Consider the following 17,929-nt stretch of genomic DNA (forward strand, 5'->3'; position numbering starts at 1 on the left):
CAACCCCCTTGCCTCAACGCTGCATGCCCCTTAGCAGCGTCTGCGAGTCACTATCAATAGCGGAAAATAATGATGCGGGGACGCAAAAGCGGATGGATCACGGCATTGCTGCTGGGGGCGGCGCCGGCGACGGGATGGGCGATGCCCGGTGTTGCCGATGATGCCGTGGCCGCCGACGACGCGCAGGTGCGCGACAATGACGACGTGATCGTCAACGGCGTGCGCGAGCGTGCGACCGGCGATTCGGGTGCCAAGACCCCGACCCCGCTCATCGCGCTGCCGCAAGCGGTGACGGTGATCGACGAGGCCGAGCTGCTGCGCCGCAACGCGCAGTCGATCAACCAGGCGCTCGGCTATGTCGCGGGTGTCGCGCCCAACCAGCGCGGCAATGTCGCGACGCGCTACGACCAATTGTACATCCGCGGGTTCACGCCAGGCGTCTATATGGACGGGATGCGCCTGTTGGGCGGGCCGTATTCCAGCCCGCAGATCGATTTCCACCTGGTCGACCGCGTCGACATCATCAAGGGGCCGGCGTCGGTCCTGTACGGCAATTCGACCCCGGGCGGCCTCGTCAACCTGACCAGCAAGGTGCCGTACCGCGAGGCGGGCGGGCGGATCGAGCTGGCGGCGGGCAATTTCGACCTGCTGCGCTCGTCGATCGACGTGAACCAGCCGCTCGACCGCGACGGTAGGCTGCTGTTCCGCGTGATCGCCGGGGCGGAACGGTCCGACGGGTTCGTCGCGCTGACCCGCAACCGGCGCTATTATGCGCGCCCGATGCTGACCTTCGCGCCCGACGACGCGACCAGCGTCACGCTGATCCTCAATTACCAGCGCGATCCCGAGGCGGCGTCGTACAGCGGGGTGCCGGTCTACGGCTCGGCGCTGCCCAGCCCGCTCGGCGCGCTGCCGGTGGACCTCAACGTCTCGGAGCCGGCGTATGAGGCGTTCGACCGGACGCAGAAGTCGGCGACGATCCTCTTCCGCCACCAGCTGAACGACGCGCTGACCTGGACCACCAATGCGCGCTACCTGGATGTCGACCTGCATTATCGACAGATCTATCTGTCGTTCAACGCCAACGCCAATCTGGACGCCAACGGCAACACCGACCTGTCGCGGATCACGCGCGGCGGCGGCGGCGCGGATGAGGCGTTCCGCACGATCACGATCGACAACCGGCTGGCGGCGGAGCTGGCGACCGGGCCGGTGCGCCATACGCTGCTGGCCGGGCTGGACTGGCAGAACAACCGCGGCAGCAACGACCAGGCGTTCGCGACCGGCACCAGCGCCAATCCGGCGATCAACATCCCCAACCTGGACCTGTACGCCCCCGTCTATGGCCGCAACCTGCCGTCGAGCGACCTGCTGCTGTTCCCCGGCGTCACGCGCGGTTTCCGCAAGACCGACCAGGTCGGCGTCTATGCGCAGGATCAGATCGCGATCGGCGGGCTGAACCTGATCGCGAGCGGGCGGTACGACTGGTATTCGACGCTGTCGCGCAACCGCGTCAGCGGGGCGGTGACCCGGCTGTCGCAGACCGCCTTCACCGGGCGCGTCGGCGCGTTGTACGAGACCAAGTGGGGGTTGTCGCCGTTCGCCAGCTATTCCGAAAGCTTCGAGCCGCAGACCGGGACGGCGTTCGACGGGACGCCGTTCGTCCCCGTCACGGGGCGGCAATATGAGGCCGGGCTGAAATACCAGCCGCGCGGCACCAACGCGCTGTTCACGCTTTCGGCGTTCGACCTGCGGCGCCAGAACGCGACCGTGCCCGATCCGGTCAACATCGGTTTTTCGATCCAGGCGGGCGAGGTGAAGGTGCGCGGCGTCGAGCTGGACGGGCGCGGCGACATCGCGCCGGGCGTGTCGGTGACGGTCGCGGGCAGCTATACCGATGCGCTGACGGTGCGCGGCAATCCGCCCACCGGCACCGGCGACCAACTGGCCGGCGTGACCGGCACGCGCCCGCTGGGTATCCCCAAGTGGAGTGCATCGAGCTTCGTCGCATGGGACCTGAAGCACGCCGCGGCGGGGGCGCTGGGCGGGCTGAACGTCGGCGCGGGCGTCCGCTATGTCGGCGAATCGGACGGGACGGCGCAGATCACCCGCAACCGGCAGCTGGTGACGACGCGGTTCCAGTCGCCCGGGTTCGTGCTGGCCGATGCGCTGATCGGCTATGATTTCGGCGCGGCCGATCGGTCGCTGGCGGGGCTGAGCCTGAGCGTCAATGCGCAGAACCTGTTCGACAAGCGCCACATCGCCAGCTGCTTCTTCAACAACAGCTGCTATTTCGGTGCGTCGCGCACCGTCGTCGGCACGCTGCGCTACAATTGGTGACGGCTGGATAAGGCGGGCATGTTCTGCCACGGGGGAGCGATGAGTGCGCTCCCCCTGTTGCTGTCACTTGTCGCCGCCGCTGCCGCCCCCGCGCAGGAGCCGCCGCCGATCGTCGTGCGCGCGCCCGCGCCCGCACAGCCGCAGACTCCCGCGACGATGGTGGTCGAGCCGGTGGCGATGATGATCGCGACGTTCGACGCCAATGGCGATGCGCTGGTCGACCGGTCGGAGATGATCGACGGCGTGCGTGCATCGTTCGAGGCGATCGACACCGCGCATACCGGCGCGCTGCGCTACATCGCCTATTCGGACTGGGCGGCCAGGTTCCTGGGCGATGCCAATGCGCTGCCCAGCCCGTTCGAGGTCGATCGCAACAACGACGGGCAGGTCACGCTGGACGAGATGCTCGACCAGTTCAGCCGGCTGTTCGCGCGTTACGACAAGGACGGCAGCAAGACGATCAGCCGTGCCGAGCTGCTGACGTTCCGTACCATGCCGATCGGCGCGGACGGCCCGACGATGGGGCGCGGCGGCCCGCGCGGGAAAGGCAAGCCGGGCGCCGAGGCGGTGCCGCGTGGCGGGCACGATCCGCGTACACCCGAACCGGACGACAAGAACGACGGCGAAAAGGAAGGCGGCAACGGAGGCGGCGAGCGATGAGCGCGCCGCGTTTCGCCTTCACGATCGCCGCCACCGACGGGGCGGCGCGCACCGGCACGATCGCGATGGAGCGCGGGACGATCCGCACGCCCGCGTTCATGCCGGTCGGCACCGCCGCGACGGTGAAGGCGATGAAGCCCGCCGATGTCGAGCGCGCGGGTGCCGACATCATCCTGGGCAATACCTATCACCTGATGCTGCGTCCCGGTGCGGAGCGCGTGGCGCGGCTGGGCGGGCTGCACGCCTTCATGGGGTGGGAACGGCCGATCCTGACCGATTCGGGCGGCTATCAGGTGATGAGCCTGTCCGAACTGACCAAGAGGTCGGAGGAGGGCGTCGCCTTCGCCAGCCATCTGGACGGGACGCGGCACCTCATCACCCCCGAACGGTCGATCGAGATCCAGCGGCTTCTGGGCAGCAACATCACGATGGCCTTCGACGAACTGGTGCCGACCACCTCCACGCGCGAGGTGCAGGCCGCGGCGATGGAACGATCAATGCGCTGGGCCAGGCGCAGCCGCGATGCGTTCCACGACGCCGATGGCGGCGTCCATGCGGCGCACAATGCGATCTTCGGTATCCAGCAGGGCGCGCTGGACGAAGGGCTGCGCCGCGCGAGCGCGGACGCGCTGATCGACATCGGCTTCGACGGCTATGCGATCGGCGGGCTGGCGGTGGGCGAGGGGCAGGAGGCGATGTTCGGCTGCTTGGACTACGCCCCCGGGCAGTTGCCGGCGGACCGGCCGCGCTATCTGATGGGGGTGGGCAAGCCCGACGATATCGTCGGCGCGGTGGAACGCGGCGTCGACATGTTCGATTGCGTCATGCCGACGCGGTCGGGGCGCACCGGGCAGGCGTTCACGCGGACCGGGCCGATCAACATCCGCAACGCGCGCTTCAACGAGGATCAGGGGCCGCTGGACCCCGAATGCGGCTGTGCGGTGTGCGCGACGTGGAGCCGTGCCTATCTCCACCATCTCGTCCGCAGTGGCGAGATTTTGGGAGCGATGTTGATGACCGAACACAATATCGCCTTTTACGAGGCGTTGATGGCGGACCTGCGTGGCGCCATCGCCGAGCAGCGGCTGGCGGCGTTCGCCAGCGGTTTCCGCGCGCGTTATGGCGCGGGCAAAGGAGGACAAGGATGACCGACGCAACCGACCGGAGCGAACCGAACGAGATCCTGGCGACCGTCGCCGCCGCCAAGGCGCATGAGGAAGCCGGCGGGACCAAGGACGCCGCGATGCACCGTGGCGGACGCTGGCAGATCGGCAAGACGTGGCTGGGCGTGGGCATCGGTTCCGCCGCGGTGGCCGCCGCGGTGCTGTTCGCCAATTCGCAGCGCGACAGCCGCCGGAGTGATAAGAAAAAGTAAGGGCCGGCGCGCTAGGCGATAGCGACGCGCCCGGCGGGCGGGCGCGTGCGAGGAGCCGGGCCGTGCGCGCCTTCTTCCCCATCGACCAGCGATCGCAACGCGCCGCCGGCTACTGGGCGCGGCGCGCGCTGGCGGTGATCGGTGCGCTGATCGTGGTGGCCGCTGGTGCGCTGGCGGCGCAGGCCGCGATGCTGATGCTGGCATCGCCGCGTGTCCTGGTGAGCCGCACGCTGCCCGCCCCTGCGGGCGCCGGTGCGGTGCCGGTGGCGGGCGATCCCGTCGCCTTCGCCTCACCCGCGCGCGGCACGACCGGGACTGCGCCATTGCCGGCCGCCCCCGCCTTCGCCGCGCGGATCGCGGGCGATGCGAAGGTGACGCCGGCGCGTCCGTTCACGCTGGCGGGCGTCGCGTCGATCGACCGCGCGCGTGCGCTCGAATGCCTCACCGCCGCGATCTATTACGAGGCGGCGTCGGAATCGGACGAGGGGCAGCGCGCGGTGGCGCAGGTGGTGCTGAACCGCGTGCGGCACCCGGCCTTTCCTGCGAGCGTGTGCGGCGTCGTCTATCAGGGCGTCGGCGCAGGCGCGGGGGCCGGGGGCGGCGGGTGCCAGTTCAGCTTCGCGTGCGACGGCGCGAGTGCGCGGGTGCCGAGCCGGCAGGGCTGGGCGCGCGCGGCGCGGATCGCGGCGGCGGCGCTGAACGGATCGGTCTATGCCCCGGTGGGCCTTGCCACCCATTACCACACGTTCGCGGTGACCCCGGCGTGGAACCGCACCTTGGTGATGACCGATGCGGTGGGGGCGCATTTCTTCCACCGCTGGAAGGGCTTCTGGGGGACGGCGGCGGCATTCGTGCAGCGGTATCGCGGCGGCGAGCTGTTGCCGGCGGGGCCGGTGGCGGCACCGGTGGTGGCGATGGCGATACCGGTCGGAGTGGCGACGCCAGTGCCCGTGGCGGCTTCGGCGGGTGCGGTGGCGGGGATGGCGACGCCGGTGCCTGCGCCGTCGCCTTCACCCAGTGTGCGCGCGCCGGGCGACCGCCTGCCGGAATCGCCGATCCTCGATCGCTGGAAGGATTCGGGCAAGCCGCTGCGGTGAAGGCGGCGGCGGGGCGGTATCGTCGTCCCGCATCGCACGGGGCCGCTTCGAAAGGCGTGCCCGCCGCCGTGACAGCCCCGTCACCCCGGCCCTGTTCCGGGGTCCGCGGTGTCGAGAATTCAACCGTTTGCGGCCTATGCGGCGCGATGGATGCCGGAACGGGTCCGGCATGACGTGGAGGGCTTTCGCAACGGTATCGACCTGCGTTGGGGCGACGACGGTCGATCCGATCTAGCGCGCGGCGCGCTCGCGCTCGGCGACCCGCAGCAGGATCGCGCGCTTCTCCGTCGTGTCGGCGCTGCTCCACCCCGCGATCTCACCGATCGTGCGATAGCATCCCAGGCAGAAGCCGGTCACCGGGTCCATGGTGCAGACGAGATTGCACGGCGACGCCGGAACGTCGTCGGCGGCGATCGTCATGACGTGAGCGCGACCCCGAGGAAGTCGGGGATCGGGCCATTCCAGCCGCCGTCGTCGGGACCGTCCTGAACCGGATCGCGGCGCGGCGGGCGCTGGTGACGGGGTTCGGCGGTGTCCGCCAGGCGCGGCGCGGGCGGGGTGCGATCCGGGCGGGCGGGGCGTTCGCGGCGTTCGGCGGGCGCCGGGGCAGGACGTTCGGCGCGTTCGGTCCGCTCGGGTCGTTCCGCACGCTCGGGACGCTCGCGGGTGCGGCGGGCGGGGCGGGCGTCTTCCTCCGCCTCGGGGGCATCGGGAAGCGCATCGAGCCGCGGGATCGCCTGTCCGGTCAGCTTCTCGATATTCTCGACATTCTCCTGATCGTCCGGCCCCATCAGCGTATAGGACACGCCGGTCGCGCCGCCGCGCCCGGTGCGGCCGATGCGGTGGACGTAATCGTCCGGGTGCCACGGCGCGTCGAAGTTGACGACATGGCTGACGCCCTTGATGTCCAGCCCGCGCGCGGCGACGTCGCTGGCGACCAGGATGTTGACGTCGCCCTTTTTGAACCGGTCCAGTTCGGCGAGGCGCGCGGGCTGGTCCATGTCGCCATGGATCTCCCCCGAGGCGAAGCCGTGCTGCTTCAGGCTCTTGTTGAGCTCGCGCACCGTCGTCTTGCGGTTGCAGAAAATGATCGCGGTGCGCACGTCGTCCTGGCGTAGCAGGGTGCGCAGGCTGCGGCGCTTCTCGAACGCGCTGCCCTTCACCGGCACTACCCACTGGGTGATGTTGATGTTTGTGCTGGCGGGGCGCGCGACCTCGATCGTCTTGGGATTGCTGAGGAAGCGGTCGGCCAGCTTCTTGATCGGCGCGGGCATCGTCGCGCTGAACAGCAGGGTCTGGCGCTGCGCGGGCAGCTTGGTGCAGATTTCCTCGATATCGGGGATGAACCCCATGTCGAGCATCCGGTCCGCCTCGTCGATGACCAGCATCGAACAGCCGGTCAGCAGGATCTTGCCGCGGCCGAACAGGTCCATCAGCCGGCCCGGCGTGGCGATCAGCACGTCGACGCCCTTTTCCAGCGCCTTGACCTGATCGCCCATCTGCACGCCGCCGATCAGCAGCGCCATCGAAAGCTTGTGATACTTGCCGTAGATCTCGAAATTCTCGGCCACCTGCGCGGCCAGTTCGCGCGTCGGCTCCAGGATCAGGCTGCGCGGCATCCGCGCGCGGCTGCGGCCGTGGGCCAAGATGTCGATCATCGGCAGCACGAAGCTGGCGGTCTTGCCGGTGCCGGTCTGCGCGATCCCGATGATGTCGCGCATCATCAGTACGGACGGGATGGCGCTGGCCTGGATCGGCGTCGGCTCGGTATAGCCGGTGTCGCCAACGGCGCGGAGGAGTTCGTCGGAAAGGCCGAGGTCGGCGAAGCTCATGCAGATGTCCGGTTGCCGGGGGCGGGCGCGGCCGGCGCCGACGCCTCTTTTCTATCCCGTCCGCGCTTCCCGATCGCGGCCGCAAAGTCAAGGAATATGCGCGTTCGAGCGGGTTTTCAGCGCGCCGGCACCAGCTTTCGGAACTGCGCGATCGCGCAGCGGCCGCCCGATCGCGTGCGGATCGCGTCGCGCCGGGCGCAGATTTTGCCGTCGGCGGTCGGCTTCAGGTACATGCCCGAGTAGAAATCGAGCGTCGGGCATTGCGAATCCAGCCGCGCGCGCACGCGTTGCGACCCCTCGACGATCAGATCGACCTCGCCGTCGCGACCGATCGCCGCGCCGGTCAGCGACGTCATCGTCAGGCAGCGCGGCCCGCGGCGTTCGCGCCAGTCCACCGGCGCCGGCGCCGGTGCGCGCAGCGCAGTGCGTGCGGCGGCCGGCATCCGCGGGATGCGGATGATGAGCCGTTCGTGGATCGTCAGCTGCGCCCATTGCGTGCCGTCGGCCAGCGCATCCGGCGCAGGCGCGGCCGCGCCCACCGCAAAGGGGGCGGCCATCGCGAGCAGCAGGGCGGGCGGAAGGCGCGGGATCATGACAGGCGCCCATCGCGGTGACCGGCGCCGGTTGAACGGGGGATGAACCGCCGGCGAAGCGGCCGTGACGCGGTTGAAGCCGCGCGCAATCGGGCGCAAGGACACGCGCGTGAACCCGATGCTTGCCCGCTTCGCCGAACGGATCGCCGCGCGCCTGCCCGCCGCCGCCATCGTCACCGATCGCGATGCGATCGCGCCATGGGAAACCGACTGGCGCCGCCGCTACCACGGCCATGCCGAGCTGTTGCTGGCGCCCGCCACGGTCGACGAGGTGCAGGCGATCGTCGCCACCGCCCGGGCCGAGGGTGTCGCGCTGGTGCCGCAGGGGGGCAACACCTCGATGGTCGGCGGGGCGACCCCGCCCGCGGACGGCAGCGCGGCGATCCTGTCGCTGCGCCGGCTCAACGCGATCCGTTCGATCGACGCGGAGGCAGGGCTGGCGGTGGCGGAGGCGGGCGTGATCCTGGCGACGCTGCACGCGGCGGCCGCGGCGCACGGGCGGCGTTTCCCGCTGTCGCTGGGGGCAAAGGGATCGGCGACGATCGGCGGGCTGGTATCCACCAACGCCGGGGGGACGCAGGTGCTGCGCTTCGGCACGATGCGCGGGCTGGTCGCGGGGATCGAGGCGGTGCTGCCCGACGGATCGCGGCACGACGGGCTGGCGGCGCTGAAGAAGGACAATCGCGGCTACGACCTGACGCAGTTGCTGATCGGGGCCGAAGGGACGCTGGGCATCGTCACCGCCGCGACGCTGCGACTGGTGCCGGCGGTGGCGGGGCGGACGGTCGCCTGGGCGGGGGTGGCATCCCCCGACGCGGCGATGACGCTGCTGCGCCGGTTCCAGCGCACGACCCCGGCGCTGGAGAGTTTCGAGCTGCTGCCCGCCGAATCGCTGGACGCGGTGCTCGCCTATCTGCCCGACGCCCGCGCGCCGCTGGCAAGCGCGCATCCGTGGCACGTCCTGATCGAGGTGACCGACGACGACGCGCCCGACGGCGCCGCGGCGGTGGTGGAGCGTGTCTTGGGCGCGGCGATCGCGGACGGGCTGGCCGGCGATGCCACGATCGCGGCGAGCGAGACGCAGGCCGAGGCGTTCTGGCGGATCCGCGAATCGATCTCCGACGCCGAACGCGCCACCGGGCCGGCGGCGCAGCACGACATCGCGGTGCCGGTGGAGGCGATGCCGCGCTTCATGATCGAGGCGGCGGCGGCGTGCGAGGCGCGCTTTCCCGGCACGCGCGCCAGCGGCTTCGGCCACCTGGGCGACGGCAACGTCCATTTCCATGTCCGCGCCGCCCCCGGCACCGACCCGGCCGACTGGTATGCGCGGCAGGTGCCGGTCGTCTCCGCCTTCGTCCACGACCTGGTCGTCGCGGCAGGGGGCACGATTTCCGCCGAGCATGGCATCGGCCAGATGAAGCGCGACGAACTGGAGCGGCTGGCCCCGCCGGCGCGGCTGGCGGCGCTGCGCGCGATCCGCGCGGCGTTCGATCCGGGGGAACTGATGAACCCCGGCAAGCTCGTGACGCTTGCGCCGCCGGGCAACCCGCAATAGGCCCGTCCCCCGTCCGGGTGGCGGCAGGACGCGGCGCGCCCGATCGAGACGATACGAACCTCATCCCGTCCGCTACGGAGAATCCCATGGCCAGCGCGCCGCAGCTTCCGCTTTTCTACAACGGCCTCGAGCCGCTTTCGAGCGAACTCCACGCCAACTACAAGATCCGCTCGTCGAACGTGGCGCCGTTCCTGACCGGCCAGCACGCGATCCCGCTGACCGTGGAGGAATTCCCGCTGGTGCAGCGGTTCATGCCGATCGTCTTTTCGTCGGGCGACGATTCGATCCCGATCGCGCTGATGGGCCTGAACGAGGGCGTCAACGTGTTCGTCGACGACGCCGGCGCGCTGACCGAGGACAATCTGTACGTCCCGGCCTATGTCCGCCGCTATCCGTACATGCTGGCGCGGCTGCGCCCGGATGCGGACGAGCTGTCGCTGTGCTTCGACCCGACCACCGACACGATCGGCGCGTTCGATGACGGCGAGCCGCTGTTCGCCGACGGCCAGCCGACCGAGCTGACGCGCAACATCCTTCAGTTCAACGAGAATTTCGAGCAGGCCGCGGCGCGCACCGGTCAGTTCATGACGGAAATCCGCGACGCCGGCCTGTTGATGGAAGGCGAAGTGACGATCCAGCAGGACGGCATCGACCAGCCGTTCGTCTATCGTGGGTTCCAGATGGTGGACGAGCAGAAGCTGGCCGACCTGCGCGGCGACCAGCTGCGCAAGATGTCGCAGTCGGGCATGCTGCCGCTGCTGTATGCGCACCTGTTCTCGCTGTCGCTGATGCGCGACATCTTCGCGCGCCAGGTGAAGCTGGGCAAGATGCCGCAGCCGCAGCTGGTCGCCTGACGCGGATGGGGCAGGGGTGATGGCGACGCGCGGGCACGCGGCGCGACCGATCGCGGGCGCGACCTATTCGCGGGTCGCCATCGCCTTTCACTGGACGATCGCGGTGCTGGTGATCGTCAACCTGATCGTCGGGATCGGGCATGAATCGATCCCGGCGCTGCGCGCATGGATGCCGGCGCACAAGGCGATCGGCATCACCGTGCTGTTGCTGACGGCGGCGCGGGTGGCCTGGCGCGTGGCGCATCGCCCGCCGCCGCTGCCCGCGACGACGCCGGCGTGGGAACGGGCGGCGGCGCATGCAACGCATTGGGCGCTGTACGTGCTGATGATCGCGGTGCCGCTGACCGGCTGGATGATGGTATCCGGCCCAGAGGGGCGACGCGCGCTGACGTGGTTCAGGCTGTTCGGCCTGCCGTACCTGCCCGTGTCGGACGCCGCCGCCGGACTGGGGGCCGAGGGGCACGAGGTGCTGGGCTGGATGATGGCGGTGCTGGTCGCCGCGCATGTCGCCGCGGCGCTGCGCCATGCGGTGCTGCTGCGCGACGGCGTGATGGCGCGGATGCTGCCCGCCGGGCGCTGACCCGCTGGTCAGCGGCCCATCGCCGGATTCGAACAGTTTATCGTGGCGGCGGGGCGAAGACTTGAAACCCTTTGCCGCCCTCTTATGTTGTTGGCGTACGGTTTCCGTGTCCCCCCTTTCGCGGAACCGTATGGCACGCCTCTGGCGTGTCTCCTCCCTGAACCTTGGCCACCGCGTGTGCAAACACGCGGTGGTTTTTTTATCGGCGCGGTTTCGCGGCGCCCGGCCTGAAGTGGCTGAATGCGCCGCGCTGTGGGCGGCGACTATTCCGCTGCCTGCGCCAGTCCCGCGCCCAGCGCCTCGTCGGTCAGTGCGTCCACCACCGCGCGCAGCAGCGTGGCGACCGCAGGCAGATCGACCGAGGGCGCGTCGAGCCGCCGGTCGAGATACAGCGAACGGTCGATCTCGATCTGGACGGCATGCACGTCCCGCGCGGGATCGCCGTGGCGATCGAGGATGTGCCCGCCGGCATAGGGCGTGTTGACGGCATAGGGGATGCTCGTCGCGCCGATCGCCCCCGCCACCCGCGCGACATAGCGGACCGCGGCAGAGCGGCCGAAGCGGTCGCCGATGACGATCCGCGCGCGGCTGCCCGCGATCGGCGGCATCGAATGGACGTCGACCAGCACCGCCACGCCGAAGCGCGCGCGGGTCGCCGCCAGCACCCGTGCCAGCGCGTCGTGATAGGGGCGGTGCGCGTCGGCGATGCGTTTCTCCACCTCGGCCGCGGAAAGGCGACCGTACCACAATTCGCCCGCCGCGCTGGTCCGGCGCGGGACCAGCCCCAGCCCGGCGCGCACCTTCGCTGACAGCGGCGCGGCGCGGGCGCCTTCGTCGAGCAGCGGATCGCGTTCGTCCTCGGCGCGGTTCAGGTCGATCCAGGCGCGCGGCACGTCCTGCATCAGCGCCGTCTCGCGCCCGCGCGCGGCCAGCGCGACCGCGTCGACATGCCGGTCCTCCAGCGTGCGCAGCGCCGCAGGGGGCGCGCGCAGCGCCGCCATCAGCGCCGCGGGATAATCGCGTCCGGCATGCGGCACGGACAGGATCACGGGGCTTTCCGGCGGAACCGGCCCGACGAGGCGGAACGAAGGCATCTGGCCGCACGCTATGGAAGCGTCGCGCCGCCCGCAACCGTTCGTCGCATTTCAGCCGGTTAACGACATCGGTTCACCATGTCCGCTGGTGGAAACTTCAAGCCGCGTGGGTCATAAGGCGTGCACGGGAGCTTAGGACCAAGATGATCAAGATTTTGCTGGCCGAAGACGATGCGGTGATGCGCGAGTATCTGGCGCGCGCGCTGGAACGATCGGGCTATGCCGTCAGCGCGGTGGACCGCGGGACCGCGGCGCTGCCGCTGCTTGAGCGCGAGACGTTCGACCTGCTGCTGACCGATATCGTCATGCCCGAGATGGACGGCATCGAACTGGCGCAGAAGGCGCAGGAAATGGCGCCGGGGATGCGGGTGATGTTCATCACCGGCTTCGCCGCCGTCACGCTCAAGGCCGGCAGCGCGATGCCGCACGCACGCGTCCTGTCGAAGCCATTCCACCTGCGCGACCTGGTGCTGGAGGTCGACCGGCTGTTCAACGTGGACAATGCCGAGCTGATCTGACGCGCGCCGTTTCGGGTGGATGACGGGATATCGGGAGCGATGCGGAATAGCGCTTGCGCTCCCCCGCCGACCCCGGTAGAGGCGCCTTCCTCACGTGGGCGTGTAGCTCAGTGGTAGAGCACTGTGTTGACATCGCAGGGGTCGCAAGTTCAATCCTTGCCACGCCCACCATTAAAAACCCCGCCAGGCCGACCGGCCTGGCGGGGTTTTTGCTGTCAGGGGCGTAGCCGGCGTGGGCGCGCTTAGATGCGTTCGGCGGCATTGACCGCTTCGGCGGCGCGCAGCGCGGCGAGCAGGCGCATCAGCTGGTGCGCGTCGTGCACCTCAACGTCGATCGTGTTGGTGTGGAATTGCGTGTCGCGGTTGTCGAGGCGCAGGTTGATGATGTTGGCCTTGTGCTGGCCGATGACGGTCGCCAGCATCCCCAGCGCGCCCGGTTCGTTGCGCACCTCGACCGAGATGCGTGCGACCGCGCCCTCGGTCTTGTTGCCCCACTGGACGTCGATCCAGTCGGTTTCCTCCTCCGACCGTTCGGCGAGCGCGGCGAGCACGGGGCAGTCGATGGCATGGACCTCGATCGAGGCATCGGGGCGGCGCAGCCCGACGATGCGGTCGCCGGGCACGGGGTGACAGCATTCGGCCAGCTCATAGGCGACGCCGGGCGCCAGCCCCTGGATCGAGATCGCGCTCGATTGCGGCGGGGCATCGGCCAGGTCGGCGCCCGCCGAACCGGGCATCAGCGCCTCCATCACCTGCGCATCGCCCAGCGTGCGGCGCGCGATCGCCTGCATCAGCGCGGCCTCGTCGGGCAGTTTCAGCCGCTTGAGCGCCTCGTCCAGCGCATTGGCGGCGAGCGTCGCGGGGAGCCGCTGGACGATGTCGTCGTACAATTTGCGCCCCAGCGCGACCGACTGGTCGCGTTCCTCGTTGCGCAGGTGGCGGCGGATCGCGGCCAGCGCCTTGGCGGTGATCGCCAGGTTGAGCCACGCCGGCTGCGGCACCTGCGCCTTCGACCGCAGCACCTGCACCTGGTCGCCGTTCTCGATCACGGTCGACAGCGGCACGACGCGGCCGTTGATCTTCGCGCCGACCGCCTGGTTGCCCAGATCGGTGTGCACCGCATAGGCGAAGTCGATCGGGGTCGCGCCCTTGGGCAGCTGGATCAGTTCGCCCTTCGGCGTGAAGGCGAAGATGCGATCCTGATACATCGCGATGCGAGTGTGTTCGAGCAACTCCTCCGGGGTCGCGGCGGTGTCGAGGATCTCGACCAGATCGGCGATCCACCCGGCCTGCGCCCCCGGTTGCGCCGCGGCCTGCGCGGTACGGCGGGTCGCCCCCCCGGTCGCGGGCACCGACTGCTTGTACGCCCAGTGCGCGGCGAGGCCGAATTCCGCCTCCGCATGCATTTCCGGCGTACGCAGCTGGATCTCGATCCGGCGGTTCTCGGCGTGGATGACGCTGGTGTGGAGCGAGCGGTAGCCGTTGCGTTTGGGGGTGGAGATGTAATCCTTGAACCGCCCCGGCACCATCGGCCAGCGGCGGTGGATGACGCCCAGCGCGCGGTAGCAATCCTCCACCGTCGGCACGATCGCGCGAAACGCCATGATGTCGGACAGCTGCTCGAAGCTGATGTGGCGTTCCTGCATCTTGCGCCAGATCGAATAGGGATGCTTTTCGCGCCCCGACACCTCGGCATCGACGCCGGCGCGCGCCAGCAGCAGCTTCAGCCCCGACCCGATCTTGGCGATGCGATCGCCGTCCGACCCGTCCTTGAGCTGTTCCAGCCGGCGGGTGATCGATTCATACGCTTCCGGTTCGAGTTGCTGGAAGGCGAGCGTCTGCATCTCCTTCATGAACTCGTACATGCCGATCCGCTCGGCGAGCGGGGCGTAGATATCCATCGTCTCGCGCGCGATGCGGCGGCGCTTCTCCGGCTTGGGAATGTAATGGAGCGTGCGCATGTTGTGCAGCCGGTCGGCCAGCTTGACCAGCAGCACGCGGATATCGCCCGACATCGCCAGCAGGAACTTGCGCAGATTTTCCGCCGCGCGCTCGTTCTCGGTCTGCGCCTCGATCTTGCTGAGCTTGGTCACGCCGTCGACCAGCCGCGCGACATTGGCGCCGAAGATCCGCTCGATCTCCTCCGGGGTGGCGACGGTATCCTCGACGGTGTCGTGCAGGATCGCGGTCGCGATCGTCTCGTCGTCGAGATGCAGTTCGGTCAGGATGCCCGCCACCTCGATCGGGTGGCTGAAATAGGGGTCGCCCGACGCGCGCTTCTGCGTGCCGTGCGCGTTCACGGAGAAGACATAGGCGCGGTTGAGCATCGCCTCGTCGGCGTCGGGATCGTAATCGAGAACCCGGTCGACGAGTTCATATTGTCTCAGCACAGGCACCTGCGCAGGATGCCGCCGAACGCCCCCCGATGGCAACACGCGCGCAACAAAAAAGGCCTCCGCCGGGGGAGTTCCGGCAGAGGCCCATTGCGCTCCCGGTCAGAGGGGCGGGAGATGGCGTGAGTGCGAGGCGATCAGCGCTGCGCCGAGGCGGTGACGGTCGCCGCCTTGCCGTTGCACTTTTCGAGCTGTGCGGCGTCGAAGGCCTTGCCCCCCGCGCTGAACGCGCTGAGCGCGCCGATGTCGCGCACCACCAGCTGGCACAGGATGGCGTCGCGTTCCGGCGCGCGGGCGGCGACATAGGTGCCGTCCTGCAGCTGCCACGGCGTGGCGCGGGTGATGAAGCGCACCTTCGCCGGCGCCGCCACCGGGGTCGCGACATAATAGCCGGTGGCCGGCTGGGCGGAGACGCCCGCGGCGGCCAGCGTGGCGGCGGAGGCGATGATGGCGGACAGGACGGTGCGAAGCATGACACGACTCCGTAACTAGGTTTCTGATCGCCACCTAGTTGCTGCGACTGCGAGTTGCAAGAGGCAACTCGCATTTGCGAGTTTCATTACAAAACTTATATGGCCGGGCTGTAGATGCGGGTTGACGCCGGCGTTCGTTCGGCGCGAGGAGTGATGCGTGGGCAAGGTGCGCGAAAATCTGGCGGAGTGCAGCCTACCGGCGGCATTGGAATCGATGGGCGAACGCTGGGCGTTCCTGATCCTGCGCGCGGCGTTCAACGGCCTGCATCATTTCGAGGAGTTCCAGCAGGAACTGGGGATCGCGCGCAACATCCTGGCCAACCGGCTGGCGCGGTTCGTCGAACACGGCATCATGGAACGCGCGTCGGTGCCCGAGGATCGCCGCAAGATCGTCTACAACCTGACCCCCAAGGGATCGGCTCTGCTGCCGACGATGGTTGCGCTGCGCCAGTGGGGGGAGAGGTGGGAGACGGGCGAGCCGGCGTTCCCGATCCTGGTCGACGTGCGCGACGGTCGCCCGATCCAGGAGATTGCGGTGCTGAGCCATGACGGCCGCAAGCTGACCAAGCACGACATGCACTGGGCGTTGCCGGGCGACGTGCCGGCCGAGGCGGACGCGGGCTGAGGGCCGGGACCGGGCCGGCCCGTCCGCCGGTCAGCCTTGTGGCAGCGCAGCGATAAAGTCGCGGATCGCGTCGGGGATCGGCACCGGGCGACCAGTCGGCAGATGGACGTTGACGCTGACGATGGTGATCGCGGCGCACAGCGTGCCGTCGCCGGCCTTCACCAGTTCGAACCTCTTGGTGATGCTGGAGGTGCCGAGCCGCTCGATCCGGACGAACGCCTCCACCTCGTCGCCCCATGTGAACGGCGCGAGATAATCGACCTCCGCGCGGCGGACGTGAAATTCGGTGTCCTGCCACAGCGCGCCCAGCGCCTCGCCGATCCCGGTCCACAGCCAGAACTCGGTGACCGCGACATCGGCATATTCGAGGTAGCGCGAGTTGAAGACGACCTTCTGGCCGTCGATCTCGGCATAGCGGACCTTGAAGCGGGTGGAGAAGGCGAAGCCGGGGCGGGTCATGGCGATGCTTTGGCGGCGTGGCGGGGACGGGTCAACCGCGCGGGCGGCGGGGAGATCGCGGGACCGCCGTCACCCCGGCGCAGGCCGGGGTCCATGGTGCCGCAAGAGCATCGGCCTGTGCGTTCGCGGCAACATGGATGCCGGAACAAGTCCGGCATGACGAAGGGGGGCGCAGAGGTTTCGGTTCTGCCGGGACGGCGATGTGACGCTGGATGACATTCCCGGCCGGGGCGTCAGCCGGTCGCCTTGCCCGGGGTGTTGACGCCCATGCTCTGCAGATAGCGTTTCACGTTGCGCGCCGCCTGGCGCAGGCGCTGTTCGTTCTCGACCATCGCGATGCGCACGAAGCCCTCGCCGTTCTCGCCATAGCCGACGCCGGGAGCGACCGCGACCTTGGCCTGGGTGAGCAACTGCTTGGAGAATTCGAGCGAGCCCAGATGCTGGAGCGCCGGGGGCAGCGGCGCCCAGGCGAACATCGAGGCGCGCGGCGAGGGGATGTCCCAGCCGGCGCGCGCAAAGCTTTCGACCAGCACGTCGCGACGCTTGTGGTACAGCTGCCGGTTCTTCTCGACGATATCCTGCGGGCCGTTGAGCGCGGCGCAGGCGGCGGCCTGGATCGGGGTGAAGGCGCCGTAGTCGAGATAGGATTTCACGCGCGACATCGCCGCGATCAGCGTGCGGTTGCCGACCGCGAAGCCGATCCGCCAGCCGGCCATCGAATAGGTCTTGCTGAGCGAGGTGAATTCGATCGCGACGTCCTTCGCGCCCTTCACCTGCAGGATCGAGGGGGTGGGATTGCCGTCGTAATACAGTTCCGAATAGGCGAGGTCGGAGATGATCCACACCCTGTTCTCGCGCGCCCAGGCGACGAGGCGTTCGTAGAAGGCCAGGTCGACCGATTCGGCGGTCGGGTTCGACGGATAATTGACCACCAGCACGCTGGGGCGCGGGACGGTGAACGCCATCGCGCGGTCGAGGCTTTCGAAATAATGTTCGTCCGGCGTCGTCGGCACCGCGCGGATCGTCGCGCCGGCGATGATGAAGCCGAAGGTGTGGATCGGGTAGCTGGGGTTGGGCGCGAGCACGACGTCGCCCGGCGCGGTGATCGCGGTGGCGAGGCTGGCCAGCCCCTCCTTCGACCCCATGGTGACGACGACCTCGTTCTCGGGATCGACCTCGACGCCGAAGCGGCGCGCGTAGTAATTGGCCTGCGCGCGGCGCAGCCCGGGGATCCCCTTCGACTGTGAATAGCCGTGCGCGTCGGGCTTGCGCGCGACCTCCACCAGCTTGTCGATGACATGGTCGGGCGGCGGCAGGTCGGGATTGCCCATGCCCAGGTCGATGATGTCCTCACCCCCCGCACGCGCCGCTGCCCGCATCGCATTGACTTCGGCGATGACATACGGGGGCAGGCGTTTCATGCGGTAGAATTCGTCGGACACGATCTTACTCCTCTGGAGCGTCCGCTATAACGCCATTGC

At 69.2% G+C, this 17,929-nt stretch carries 18 protein-coding genes and 1 tRNA gene; 11 read left to right on the forward strand and 8 right to left on the reverse strand.

Annotated features, from left to right (window positions below):
• The first annotated feature begins 72 nt into the window (after window positions 1-72).
• The 5 genes from COA07_RS14025 (at window position 73) to COA07_RS14045 (ending at window position 5,472) form a co-directional block, all read left to right on the forward strand.
• Window positions 73-2,340, forward strand: a complete 2,268-nt coding sequence (locus COA07_RS14025) for a TonB-dependent siderophore receptor (protein WP_169803546.1) — start codon at window positions 73-75, stop codon at window positions 2,338-2,340.
• Window positions 2,341-2,379: 39 nt separating this feature from the next.
• Window positions 2,380-3,000 carry an EF-hand domain-containing protein gene (locus COA07_RS14030; protein WP_245842165.1) on the forward strand — a complete coding sequence of 207 codons (621 nt, stop codon included), beginning with the start codon at window positions 2,380-2,382 and terminating at the stop codon, window positions 2,998-3,000.
• Window positions 2,997-4,148, forward strand: a complete 1,152-nt coding sequence (gene tgt / locus COA07_RS14035; protein WP_066711591.1) for a tRNA guanosine(34) transglycosylase Tgt — start codon at window positions 2,997-2,999, stop codon at window positions 4,146-4,148. Before COA07_RS14030 ends, tgt begins: the two co-directional genes overlap by 4 nt.
• Complete coding sequence (locus COA07_RS14040) at window positions 4,145-4,375, forward strand: hypothetical protein (protein WP_066711590.1); 231 nt, start codon at window positions 4,145-4,147, stop codon at window positions 4,373-4,375. Before tgt ends, COA07_RS14040 begins: the two co-directional genes overlap by 4 nt.
• 62 nt (window positions 4,376-4,437) lie before the next feature.
• Window positions 4,438-5,472: a cell wall hydrolase gene (locus tag COA07_RS14045; RefSeq protein WP_245842166.1), complete on the forward strand. Its 1,035-nt coding sequence runs from the start codon at window positions 4,438-4,440 to the stop codon at window positions 5,470-5,472.
• Between the two features lie 231 nt (window positions 5,473-5,703).
• Here the strand turns inward: COA07_RS14045 and COA07_RS14050 are convergent, their stop codons facing one another.
• From COA07_RS14050 to COA07_RS14060, 3 genes are all read right to left on the reverse strand, one after another.
• A complete protein-coding gene (locus COA07_RS14050) occupies window positions 5,704-5,892 on the reverse strand; it encodes a DUF1289 domain-containing protein (RefSeq protein ID WP_066711589.1) in 189 nt (62 codons plus the stop codon).
• Window positions 5,889-7,304, reverse strand: coding sequence for a DEAD/DEAH box helicase (locus COA07_RS14055; RefSeq protein ID WP_096641240.1), 1,416 nt, complete (start codon window positions 7,302-7,304; stop codon window positions 5,889-5,891). The genes COA07_RS14050 and COA07_RS14055 overlap by 4 nt, the downstream gene beginning before the upstream one ends.
• Window positions 7,305-7,420: 116 nt before the next feature.
• Window positions 7,421-7,897 carry a hypothetical protein gene (locus tag COA07_RS14060; protein WP_066711769.1) on the reverse strand — a complete coding sequence of 159 codons (477 nt, stop codon included), beginning with the start codon at window positions 7,895-7,897 and terminating at the stop codon, window positions 7,421-7,423.
• A gap of 118 nt (window positions 7,898-8,015) precedes the next feature.
• On the opposite strand from COA07_RS14060, the gene COA07_RS14065 reads away from it, so the two are divergent.
• The 3 genes from COA07_RS14065 (at window position 8,016) to COA07_RS14075 (ending at window position 10,886) form a co-directional block, all read left to right on the forward strand.
• Window positions 8,016-9,452: an FAD-binding oxidoreductase gene (locus tag COA07_RS14065; protein ID WP_066711764.1), complete on the forward strand. Its 1,437-nt coding sequence runs from the start codon at window positions 8,016-8,018 to the stop codon at window positions 9,450-9,452.
• Window positions 9,453-9,538: 86 nt separating this feature from the next.
• Window positions 9,539-10,306 (forward strand): SapC family protein, encoded by a 768-nt coding sequence (locus COA07_RS14070; protein ID WP_066711765.1) that lies wholly within the window; start codon window positions 9,539-9,541, stop codon window positions 10,304-10,306.
• 19 nt (window positions 10,307-10,325) lie between these two features.
• Window positions 10,326-10,886: a cytochrome b gene (locus COA07_RS14075; RefSeq protein ID WP_066711766.1), complete on the forward strand. Its 561-nt coding sequence runs from the start codon at window positions 10,326-10,328 to the stop codon at window positions 10,884-10,886.
• 263 nt (window positions 10,887-11,149) lie between these two features.
• Here the strand turns inward: COA07_RS14075 and COA07_RS14080 are convergent, their stop codons facing one another.
• Window positions 11,150-11,980, reverse strand: coding sequence for an N-formylglutamate amidohydrolase (locus COA07_RS14080; RefSeq protein WP_066711767.1), 831 nt, complete (start codon window positions 11,978-11,980; stop codon window positions 11,150-11,152).
• 143 nt (window positions 11,981-12,123) lie between these two features.
• Here COA07_RS14080 and cpdR point away from each other — a divergent pair, with 143 nt between their 5' ends.
• Both cpdR and COA07_RS14090 read left to right on the forward strand, forming a co-directional pair.
• Window positions 12,124-12,498: a cell cycle two-component system response regulator CpdR gene (cpdR, locus tag COA07_RS14085; protein WP_066711768.1), complete on the forward strand. Its 375-nt coding sequence runs from the start codon at window positions 12,124-12,126 to the stop codon at window positions 12,496-12,498.
• Between the two features lie 96 nt (window positions 12,499-12,594).
• Window positions 12,595-12,669 (forward strand) — tRNA-Val (locus COA07_RS14090).
• 71 nt (window positions 12,670-12,740) lie between these two features.
• On the opposite strand, the gene COA07_RS14095 is transcribed toward COA07_RS14090, so the two are convergent.
• On the reverse strand, window positions 12,741-14,888 hold the full coding sequence (locus COA07_RS14095) for a RelA/SpoT family protein (RefSeq protein ID WP_096641242.1): 2,148 nt from the start codon (window positions 14,886-14,888) through the stop codon (window positions 12,741-12,743).
• Window positions 14,889-15,028: 140 nt separating this feature from the next.
• On the reverse strand, window positions 15,029-15,364 hold the full coding sequence (locus COA07_RS14100) for a CC_3452 family protein (RefSeq protein WP_066711046.1): 336 nt from the start codon (window positions 15,362-15,364) through the stop codon (window positions 15,029-15,031).
• Window positions 15,365-15,578: 214 nt separating this feature from the next.
• Here COA07_RS14100 and COA07_RS14105 point away from each other — a divergent pair, with 214 nt between their 5' ends.
• Window positions 15,579-15,989, forward strand: coding sequence for a winged helix-turn-helix transcriptional regulator (locus tag COA07_RS14105; protein WP_083956863.1), 411 nt, complete (start codon window positions 15,579-15,581; stop codon window positions 15,987-15,989).
• A gap of 30 nt (window positions 15,990-16,019) precedes the next feature.
• On the opposite strand, the gene COA07_RS14110 is transcribed toward COA07_RS14105, so the two are convergent.
• Window positions 16,020-16,448, reverse strand: a complete 429-nt coding sequence (locus tag COA07_RS14110) for an acyl-CoA thioesterase (protein WP_066711042.1) — start codon at window positions 16,446-16,448, stop codon at window positions 16,020-16,022.
• Window positions 16,449-16,681: 233 nt separating this feature from the next.
• Window positions 16,682-17,890, reverse strand: a complete 1,209-nt coding sequence (locus tag COA07_RS14115; protein ID WP_066711040.1) for an LL-diaminopimelate aminotransferase — start codon at window positions 17,888-17,890, stop codon at window positions 16,682-16,684.
• Between the last annotated feature and the right edge of the window lie 39 nt (window positions 17,891-17,929).

The sequence above is a fragment of the Sphingomonas adhaesiva genome, from assembly GCF_002374855.1.
GTDB lineage: Bacteria > Pseudomonadota > Alphaproteobacteria > Sphingomonadales > Sphingomonadaceae > Sphingomonas > Sphingomonas adhaesiva.

What these genes read in the sequence shown, in the direction of transcription:
- COA07_RS14025 (WP_169803546.1), top strand. Translation starts at nt 73, where the DNA reads ATGCGGGGACGCAAAAGCGGATGGATCACGGCATTGCTGCTGGGGGCG.
- COA07_RS14030 (WP_245842165.1), top strand. Translation starts at nt 2,380, where the DNA reads ATGAGTGCGCTCCCCCTGTTGCTGTCACTTGTCGCCGCCGCTGCCGCC.
- tgt (WP_066711591.1), top strand. Translation starts at nt 2,997, where the DNA reads ATGAGCGCGCCGCGTTTCGCCTTCACGATCGCCGCCACCGACGGGGCG.
- COA07_RS14040 (WP_066711590.1), top strand. Translation starts at nt 4,145, where the DNA reads ATGACCGACGCAACCGACCGGAGCGAACCGAACGAGATCCTGGCGACC.
- COA07_RS14050 (WP_066711589.1), bottom strand. Translation starts at nt 5,892, where the DNA reads ATGACGATCGCCGCCGACGACGTTCCGGCGTCGCCGTGCAATCTCGTC.
- COA07_RS14055 (WP_096641240.1), bottom strand. Translation starts at nt 7,304, where the DNA reads ATGAGCTTCGCCGACCTCGGCCTTTCCGACGAACTCCTCCGCGCCGTT.
- COA07_RS14060 (WP_066711769.1), bottom strand. Translation starts at nt 7,897, where the DNA reads ATGATCCCGCGCCTTCCGCCCGCCCTGCTGCTCGCGATGGCCGCCCCC.
- COA07_RS14065 (WP_066711764.1), top strand. Translation starts at nt 8,016, where the DNA reads ATGCTTGCCCGCTTCGCCGAACGGATCGCCGCGCGCCTGCCCGCCGCC.
- COA07_RS14070 (WP_066711765.1), top strand. Translation starts at nt 9,539, where the DNA reads ATGGCCAGCGCGCCGCAGCTTCCGCTTTTCTACAACGGCCTCGAGCCG.
- COA07_RS14075 (WP_066711766.1), top strand. Translation starts at nt 10,326, where the DNA reads ATGGCGACGCGCGGGCACGCGGCGCGACCGATCGCGGGCGCGACCTAT.
- COA07_RS14080 (WP_066711767.1), bottom strand. Translation starts at nt 11,980, where the DNA reads ATGCCTTCGTTCCGCCTCGTCGGGCCGGTTCCGCCGGAAAGCCCCGTG.
- cpdR (WP_066711768.1), top strand. Translation starts at nt 12,124, where the DNA reads ATGATCAAGATTTTGCTGGCCGAAGACGATGCGGTGATGCGCGAGTAT.
- COA07_RS14100 (WP_066711046.1), bottom strand. Translation starts at nt 15,364, where the DNA reads ATGCTTCGCACCGTCCTGTCCGCCATCATCGCCTCCGCCGCCACGCTG.
- COA07_RS14105 (WP_083956863.1), top strand. Translation starts at nt 15,579, where the DNA reads ATGGGCGAACGCTGGGCGTTCCTGATCCTGCGCGCGGCGTTCAACGGC.
- COA07_RS14110 (WP_066711042.1), bottom strand. Translation starts at nt 16,448, where the DNA reads ATGACCCGCCCCGGCTTCGCCTTCTCCACCCGCTTCAAGGTCCGCTAT.